The sequence below is a fragment of the Endozoicomonas numazuensis genome (genome assembly GCF_000722635.1).
In the GTDB taxonomy this organism is placed as follows: domain Bacteria; phylum Pseudomonadota; class Gammaproteobacteria; order Pseudomonadales; family Endozoicomonadaceae; genus Endozoicomonas_A; species Endozoicomonas_A numazuensis.
The window spans coordinates 780,645-789,385 of the sequence record NZ_JOKH01000003.1 but is presented as its reverse complement, the minus strand read 5'-3'; the positions used below and the strand labels follow the sequence as shown (position 1 = coordinate 789,385).

At 42.9% G+C, this 8,741-nt stretch carries 6 protein-coding genes and 1 pseudogene; 6 read left to right on the top strand and 1 reads right to left on the bottom strand.

What is annotated here, in order from left to right; genetic code table 11:
• Positions 1–561: 561 nt before the first annotated feature.
• Positions 562–1,449, bottom strand: coding sequence for a hypothetical protein (locus GZ78_RS16185; RefSeq protein ID WP_034837972.1), 888 nt, complete (start codon positions 1,447–1,449; stop codon positions 562–564).
• Between the two features lie 1,286 nt (positions 1,450–2,735).
• Between GZ78_RS16185 and ltrA the strand changes: the two genes are divergently transcribed.
• The 6 genes and pseudogenes from ltrA (at position 2,736) to GZ78_RS16150 (ending at position 8,217) form a co-directional block, all read left to right on the top strand.
• A complete protein-coding gene (gene ltrA / locus GZ78_RS16170; RefSeq protein ID WP_201772724.1) occupies positions 2,736–4,136 on the top strand; it encodes a group II intron reverse transcriptase/maturase in 1,401 nt (466 codons plus the stop codon).
• 75 nt (positions 4,137–4,211) lie between these two features.
• Positions 4,212–4,397, top strand: a pseudogene (locus GZ78_RS28395) (ATP-binding protein); the annotation flags it as partial.
• A 249-nt stretch (positions 4,398–4,646) separates the two neighbouring features.
• Positions 4,647–4,952 (top strand): hypothetical protein, encoded by a 306-nt coding sequence (locus tag GZ78_RS16165; protein WP_051786247.1) that lies wholly within the window; start codon positions 4,647–4,649, stop codon positions 4,950–4,952.
• An 80-nt stretch (positions 4,953–5,032) separates the two neighbouring features.
• Positions 5,033–5,632, top strand: a complete 600-nt coding sequence (locus tag GZ78_RS16160) for a GIY-YIG nuclease family protein (protein ID WP_034837964.1) — start codon at positions 5,033–5,035, stop codon at positions 5,630–5,632.
• A 74-nt stretch (positions 5,633–5,706) separates the two neighbouring features.
• Positions 5,707–6,876: an HNH endonuclease gene (locus tag GZ78_RS30005; RefSeq protein ID WP_201772723.1), complete on the top strand. Its 1,170-nt coding sequence runs from the start codon at positions 5,707–5,709 to the stop codon at positions 6,874–6,876.
• Positions 6,877–7,425: 549 nt separating this feature from the next.
• Positions 7,426–8,217: a tRNA(His) guanylyltransferase Thg1 family protein gene (locus GZ78_RS16150; RefSeq protein ID WP_034837961.1), complete on the top strand. Its 792-nt coding sequence runs from the start codon at positions 7,426–7,428 to the stop codon at positions 8,215–8,217.
• The last annotated feature ends 524 nt before the right edge of the window (positions 8,218–8,741 follow it).

Sequence of the window (8,741 nt, the reverse complement as noted above, 5' to 3'; positions counted from 1 at the left end):
AAAAAGGGATCACTCTTGAAGAACTTGAAGCAAGAGCTACAAGCATGGGCGATAATGAAGCAGCAGAGCAGCTACAGACTGCCAGAGAATCACTGTTTCAATCAATTTTTGAACGAAAGGCCTGAAAGCACTGGCTTGACGCTTCCTTCAGGCTCATTTTGGGATTAGAAAATACTTTTCTCAAAAAACTTTTATTTGAAACTTCTGGGAATTCTTCCGGTCTTAAAACCATTACGCCAGCTTGGTTTAAACTTTCGCCTCGTCAGTAAAATCTGTGGGTCATTTCTGGTTCAGGCAGCTTGCCAAGTACGTGATAAGTACCCAAGCATATGAAATCATATTTTCTAACTCATTGCTCAGGCACTCTGACTGCGTTGCAACTCTGGTCACATAGCTTGCTATGCTCCCGCCATTGCGCCTTGCATAGCACCTGATCAATGAGCCAGAAATATTCGATTCCATATGCTTGAGTACTTGTAAAGAAATTTGGCTCTTCGTCGTTTTTCTTCCTGAGCAAGCCTTGGTATTTCAGGGATTTTGTCTTAAGTCAGTGCCATTGGGTTAAGGGGTCTCACTTTCCGGTTGTAAAAGTTGTTGTTGCCTTAACTCCCGGAGCTCCGTATCCAGAAACACAAACTCAAACACCCCTGAGAGAAATGGCAGAGGCATCCAGAAAAAGGGAAGAAGCTCCTTCTTCACCAAAGCATACGTTGTATGTATAACAATATCCTGCAAAAGAGTGATCCCTCCCGTAAACAGGTACGTTACCAGCCTGGATGCACACACAAATACTTTGACCCTCTTGGGAAAATAGCTTTGCCCAAGAATTTTCGCAGAACTAAGCACCCACGCCACCTCGGTTAAACCGAATATGATTGGGAATAATACGCTAAGCCCAATGGTGTTCATGGTATTCTGCTCTCCACCGCCTAGCTCCAGCGTGTTAGAAGCGGTTGAAGAATCATCAGCCAGCTGATTGATCAGTATTTTCAGTTTAATGGTCTGAGGAAGGTTTGTTGATTGCTTATCATACAGAACAATATCGGGTGACAGAGAACCGTACGTTGCAACGAGGAGCTGATACTGTTGCTCTTCAGTTCTAAAATGGATCTCACGTGTTTCATGCCATAATGAATCTGAGGTACCAGCAATACTGGTGACTTGCACAACATCATCAACGACTACATCCTGAAACGACAACAAAATGCTTTCTTGAGCCTGAACAGGAATGACTACTTCCTCCTGAAAAGAAGAGCTAGCCAAGGTGATTAAACCAGACTGCACATCGGTAGAACACGCCAGCCCTGAGGTAATAAGTAATGGATAGCCTTCATACTCAAGACTTATGGTTTCATTGCCAGGCAACAGATTTATCTCAGTATTTTCAGCGATAGATGCCGGGATCGCATCAATGTGACAATGATCAATACCCCCACCTTGTGAGTACATACTTAGGGAAAACAGAATAGCAAACAATATTGCAGATAGACCAAACAAATAAAATCGGCTTAATGACATAACTACCTCGCGAAGAACTCTCGAAGCTATCCATACAGAAAAACCTTCATAAGATAGCATTTATTCATCTGCTGACTTTGCGCTGGTCGCAATTTCAGTAGAGGCTGGTATGAGCGATCTATACCCAAACGAATTCAAGATGCAGGGTTCCGACGATGAAAATTATCATTGATTCTACTGATCAAAGAATCCGCAATTTCAGGCAAAGTCTCTTCGAAAAAATGGTTTATTGTTTTCCAAAATTCCTTGGCTCTTCGCTGTTTGCTATGGATTTCGTTCTGATATCTGACCGATAATACCCGACCCGGAAACTCACAGGTTTTAGTAGTCATGGACGGCAACCAGATATTCATGCTCGGCCTTGGTCTGCAGGCACCTTGGGAAATAGTTGGTCAGAACCTTGATAGAACCACTAAACCTAAGGAACTGTCTAAAAATAACTTCCCTGTTTAGCGCTCTTGAACTCATCATTTCTGCGAAGGCGGCAATCTACCACGAACCGAATATAAAGGACAGCCACCGAATATAAAGGACAGCCACAAATTTGTTCCATCAAACGCTGCTGGAAGCAGCCGGTAACTGGCTTGAAGAGAAGATCGCCAGTATGTTGGAGATAATCGGTCAACATGTTGCAGAACCAAGGGCTGTAAAGAAACGCCCAAAGCCGCACAAAAGGCTACAACACCCAAGAGCGCAGGCCCGCAGACTCAAGAAATACCAAGGGAAGGCGGCTTAAGTCAGTGCCATTGGAGTCTGCCACCTGTTTGAACGCTTAGAGCGCCGAGATAAATCGGCAAGATGTTAAGGGTGAAAGTCCCTGTGGGGTAAGGCAGGCGAGCCGCCCCAGCCCCGAGTCATGCGCCTGCTACCGTAAGGTAACCGGTGAAGCGTTGACAGGGGTGCCAGTAGGCTAAGTATTGAGCTGCGAAATCAAATAGTTTGAGGTGCTGATGTTGTTATGTTCTGCAGAAAGCAAAATCACCAATTGCGCTAAATCGCAAGTGGCTGGTGAACCTCACGCAGTCGTAGACCTTGTGCATGCGGGTACGCATCTTGTGCGGAACTCGGGAGATCCTGCCGGTTTCTCCTGTAATAGCCATGGGAGACGCAATGGGGAAGGTTAAAAACCACACGCCTATTGTCGTCGGCAGGAAGTCGGACAGGCTAATAGTACCTGAGAAGCAGCCGAACAAAGCAGGTCACCTGCGGCGGAGGTTGTGGAGGAAAGTGGTCTGACCAAGAGGAATATCCAGCAGGGTGTCGGTGGCCGGACTCAGAGCCGGACTAACACCTCGTCCAACCTGCCGGGTATACGTCAAGCAGCGGCGAAGGACAGTCGCTTACAATTCACTGCTTTGTTTCATCACCACACTCTGAACCTGCTGAAAGAAAGTTTCTTTCAACTGAAACGAAACGCATCGGCGGGGGTCGATGGCGTCACTTGGCAGTCCTATCAGCAGGAGTTGGATGCCCGGCTGAAAGCTTTGCACGAAAAGGTGCATCTAGGGAGTTATCGGCCTCGTCCAGCCCGAAGGGTCTGTATCCCCAAGGCAGACGGGAGCGAACGCCCCTTGAGCATCCTGTGTCTGGAAGACAAAATCGTCCAACAGGCTGTAGTCAAGGTACTGGAAGGGATTTATGAGGAAGACTTCCTCGGTTTCTCTTACGGGTTCCGCCCTGCGAGAAGCCAGCACGATGCACTGGATGCACTGACTGTGGGAATCAAAAGAAATCCTGTGAATTGGGTGCTGGACCTGGATATTCGGAAATTTTTCGATCAGGTTGACCATGAATGGCTAATCAGGTTTTTAGAGCACCGGGTGAAAGACAAGCGCATTATCCGCTTGGTAAAACAGTGGATAAAAGTAGGATACTATGCCGACGATGGTCGGCATGTCCGAAGCGTGGCAGGTGTAGCGCAGGGATCAGTGATATCACCTTTGCTATCCAATATTTATCTGCATTACGTGTTCGATCTATGGGTTAATCAATGGCGTAAAAGGAATGCGCAGGGCAAGGTTATTGTTGTGCGCTACGCTGACGACAGTGTGCTGGGTTTCCAACTGGAATGGGAAGCACAGAGGTTTCTGCAGGAACTTGGTGATCGACTAAAAGAGTTCGGCTTATCTCTACACGAGAATAAAACCCGGCTTATTCGTTTTGGGCGATTTGCCAAAAAGGACTTGCAGAGACTGGGAGCAGGAAAGCCAGAAACCTTTGAGTTTCTCGGCTTCACCCACTTCTGCAGTGTGACCCGAAGTAATGAACGCTTCACAGTCGTCCGAGAGACCAGCAAGAAGAGAATGCGGACAACGCTGCAAGGCATTAAAGACCATCTTATGAAGCACAGGCATGAAGCTGTGCCGGAACAGTTGGAGTGGTTAAAACGTGTCATTCAAGGGCACATGAACTACTTTGCTGTACCGGGTAATAGCCGTAGGATAAATGCTTTCAGAACTGCAGTGCAGAGAATATGGTACAAAGCCCTTAAGCGGCGCAGTCAACGAAGTCGCCTGAACTGGAAGAAGTTTGGTGCCTTCGTAAATACTGTGTTCCCAAAGGTCAAAGTCCTTCACCCATGGCCGGAGCAGCGGTTTGGCGTCAAATACTCGAGGTAGGAGCCGTATGCGCTAGCAGTGCTTGTACGGATCTGCGCAGGGGGGGCCGGGTGACCGGCATTCCTACTGTGACCCATCATCCTGACCTCGAATAAAAGCTTTGTTGATTGGGGTGAAATCTTTGGTGATCAAGCTATAGCTACAGCGATACTTGATCGGTTGTTGCATCACGCGACGACTCTCAATATCAAAGGTGAGAGTTACCGCCTGAAAGAGAAGCGCAAAGCTGGGTTACTCAAAGGCACTCCTTCCAAGAAATAAACCTGAAACACACAGTGAACTTAACCGTTGAAAGCGGGTCAAAAGTATTGCTGAAAATGGGTCATCTCAAACCGGTGGAAGAAGGTCATTTCAAAGCGGAGTTAACAACAGGCCTTGGTGTTTATGGGTCTGGTGAATGTCGTGTTTCCCTCAGATAATATGTTATGTGTCAGTACTATAAATAAGGTCACTATAAATAATTTTATGGAGTCTTAAAAATATTTAGTGTATCGCTAAATTATTTTATGTATGATGCAGCTGAAGTTTATTTATGAGGTTGCTGTAATGCTAAAAAGACATAGAGATCAACTTTGGGCACGGTTAGATGAGTTATACGCCAATGGTTCAACTTTCATAAGTTGGGGAGAAATATATCATTGGTATAGTATTGAGAGGATAAATAAGAAGCCTTGGCGTGATATAGAAGCTCGTTGGAAGGAATTATTAGAAGAAAAAGAAGAAAGGTATCTTAGCCCCCAAACAGCAGAGGTTGGTGGTGGAGTTACATTATTCTATGCAAAAAAACCAAGACCATTAAAAGAACTAGCAGCTTAACCTACCAAGACACATAACAAGTGGTTCCAGGTGACGCCTACGGCGCACCTGAACCAAGCGTTATGTGAGCAAGGAGCATCATGCAAATTTCAGAATATTCCGAATCATATGAAATCGCAGTTTCTCCTTTTGGAAAACCATCGATTTACGCTCTTGTTGATCCCGACAGTAAAGAAATTAAATACATTGGCAAAAGTGTCCAACCTACTGTCAGATACTACAATCATATTTCTGATAGTTTTCGAAAAAAAAGTGCTGTCTATATTTGGATAAACAAGCTACTTGAGTTAAATAAATATCCAAGATTGTTTATCTTAGAGGAATGTGCTGAAGAAAAACTAGAAGAATTAGAGAAGCATTGGATTAGAAAACTTAATAATGAAGGAGTAAATCTTTTAAATTTTGGTGGTCGCCGTCACTATGTCTATACACCAGAAAAATTATCTGAAATAGCACAACGGTTCGGAGGAGAATATCTTTCAGCACATGATACTGCCAACGGTATATGGAAATGCTATGAGCATGGAGACTTCAAGAAACTTTTTTCTGGTGTTACAAAAGGTCAGTGGTGTAATACCTGTACTAGAATTGAGTCTCGCAAAACTGGGAGAAATAAAGAGCAAATAAATCAATGTCGGTGTGCTCTAATACAAGATATTGTGCAAACAATGCTCACATAACAAAGCCTTCCAGCAGACCGCCTACGGCGGCTGCTGAAGGCGGCGTTAGGTGCTACCACATATTGGAGGTAATATTGTCATATCCATTTGATGAAAATCCATTTGAAAAGTACTTCATAGATTTACGACACTGGAGAGGAATAGAACTCGAATTATATAGAATTTTAGTAAGAACAACTGTAAGTGATCCGAATCGTAGAGAGCTAGTAGAAAAATTCAATAATGCAAAGAAAAAATCAAAAAGAGTTATTGATAGTAATCAATTAACCCCAAGAGAAATAGATGTATACCAGGGAGAATTAGATTTAGCATTAGAAAGATTCAAAGCCGAATTTCCTCAACCAGAGAAACCTGATCTCTGCTTACATGAAAATCATTCTCTCAAACTCAAAACACATGCTGACAATACTACACACATAGTAAGTCAATGCTCAAGTTGTGGTTGCATCGTCAAAGATCATAGAAAAGACTCAATTATAAATTGGGAGAATCTACCTTCATTTAAGGAAGATTTAAAAAGAGATGAAGATATAGAATATCAACGTTGGTGGAATTTAAGAAACCAAATCATAGATAGAATTACAGGTGAAGACGGTAAAATACCCAATTTTGATTGGGATGGTTTTAATGCAGAATATGAAAGTAAAAAACCAAAACCAATTTCTCCATCGGAATGTAAACATCCTGAAACATTAATAACATATCGGCAATACGATGAAAAGAGTAATTGTATTGTAATTCAGTGTTTAGAATGTGGTAAACACATAAAAAGCATTTCAAAGAAAAAAGTAGAAAACATCTATCAGCTACCCGATTTTGATCCAACAATTGAAGAAAGAAGATGGAAAGCATGTGATATTTGGTATAAAGGTTATTCTCAAGCATTGGATAAAGCTAAAAAATCATATAAAGAAAAAATTTATCAAGAAATTGTATCTGGTGAATTAAAAATAGTAGATAAAACTACTTTCGGTTCTTACTACGAATCATCAGAATGGCAAAAAACAAGAAGTCGAATTCTTGTCCGAGATGGACGTAAATGCCAAGCTTGCAATGAAAAGGCTGAATGTGTTCACCATTTGATTTATGATCGTATAGGTAAAGAAAACGATTTAGATTTAATTTCTCTATGTAACTCATGCCACAATGAAGTGCATACTTATCAAAACTCAATGGGGCCAAGCTACAGATTAACCCCCAATGAAATCAAAAGCCTCGTATTCAAGCGGATACAACGCACCTAACAAATGGTTCCAGTTCGTTCCGGGGCTGCGCCCCTCCACCCGACGCCGCCGTCGGCAGCGCGGCTGAACCAGGCGTTAAGTGGCAGGGTGCATAGATTGGTTAGTAATCTGAAAGTGCCGTACAAGTAGAAAGAAGAAGGTGTGTACCATCTGGCGATCAAGATCAGGTGTATTATCCTTCTTGCAATGCCAGCGTAAGCAGTATGCTGTTTCTCAATTTTGGGCGGAGCTGGCAAGAGGTTTCAGGTTTTCTTTCCTTGTGCCACGACAGTACAGAGTTCGGAGTCCTTCAGTTCTGAGCAATAGACAACCATTTACAAGTGCTTTGCTTTTTTTTCTCCTCAGTGACTCTGAATCAGTGCTCAGCAAAAAACAGAAAATAGATTAATCTGCTGGCGGTGAGGTCAGGTGCCAAAAATATCAATGGAGTCTCGCCAGCCCAACCATCGTAGCGGCCAGGGCCACTTAACAAGTGCAGGCAAAAGGGACGCCTCACTGTGTTCGCCGCCCCTGCTGCAAGCGTTATGCGCATCATCGGAGTAAGTACAATTGAAAGAAGTAAAATTGCTAGAGAAGTATTGCGAATATGAAGAGCACTTCAGGATAATCGAAGAAAAGTCAGAAGTTGTTTCTAAAGTATCTGAAGATGAATACTTATGTATTCGTTTAGATGGAATCGGTTTAAGCAAGAAATACTTAAAAGATAGTATCAAAGATAACCGGTTCACTGGGTTAATGTGGGAAGCTTTAGAGTCCACATATAATGTATTACATCGTAAAGCTCCTACTGATGCTCAAAATATATTCTTATGTGCGATTATTTGTTCAGATGAAGTGTCAATTATATTGAATAGCCAAACAAACTATTTTGAAGGTAGGCTCTTTAAAATTGTAACAACAATTGCATCAACATTTTCATCATTCTTTACAGGTGGTGGCTTTTCTGCGAAGCGAAAAAAAACAGAGCAAAGAATAGGTGGATCATTTGATGGTCGTCCATTGATTTTATCAAACACAAATGAAGTTTCAGATTACTTGGCATATAGATTCGCTACATACATTAGGAATAAAAATTCAAAACTATTAAGGATTGAAGGTATCTCTTCTGATGAACTCTATTCCGATAAAAACTATAACAATATCTCTTTCTATGAAAGCATGATAAAAGAGCTTAAACTTCAAGAAAAATCTGATGTCATTCCTAATGAGCCAATAATTTTTATTCCAGACTCAAGCGGGAAGCTAACAAACTATAGGTATGAATCTCTGAATGAGTTCTTAGAAAATACACCACAAAAAATATCAGAGTTTGATGCTTGGGTTCGAGCAAAATGCGCATAACAAAAATTTCCAGTTCGTTCCGGGGCGTTGCCCCTCCACCCGACGCGCCTGGCGGCGCGCGGCTGAAATTGGCGTTAAGTGGCAGGGTGCATAGATTGGTTAGTAATATGAAAGTGCCGTACAAGTAGAAAGAAGAAGGTGTGTACCATCTGGCGATCAAGATCAGGTGTATTATCCTTCTTGCAATGCCAGCGCAAGCAGTATGCTGTTTCTCAATTTTGGGCGGAGCTGGCAAGAGGTTTCAGGTTTTCTTTCCTTGTGCCACGACAGCACAGAGTTCGGAGTCCTTCAGTTCTGAGCAATAGACAACCATTTACAAGTGCTTTGCTTTTTTTTCTCCTCAGTGACTCTGAATCAGTGCTCAGCAAAAAACAGAAAATAGATTAATCTGCTGGCGGTGAGGTCAGGTGCCAAAAATATCAATGGAGTCTCGCCAGCCCAACCATCGTAGCGGCCAGGGCCACTTAACAAGTGCAGGCAAAAGGGACGCCTCACTGTGTTCGCCGCCCCTGCTGCAAGCGTTA

What these genes read in the sequence shown, in the direction of transcription:
- GZ78_RS16185 (WP_034837972.1), bottom strand. Translation starts at nt 1,449, where the DNA reads ATGTACTCACAAGGTGGGGGTATTGATCATTGTCACATTGATGCGATC.
- GZ78_RS16165 (WP_051786247.1), top strand. Translation starts at nt 4,647, where the DNA reads ATGATGCAGCTGAAGTTTATTTATGAGGTTGCTGTAATGCTAAAAAGA.
- GZ78_RS16160 (WP_034837964.1), top strand. Translation starts at nt 5,033, where the DNA reads ATGCAAATTTCAGAATATTCCGAATCATATGAAATCGCAGTTTCTCCT.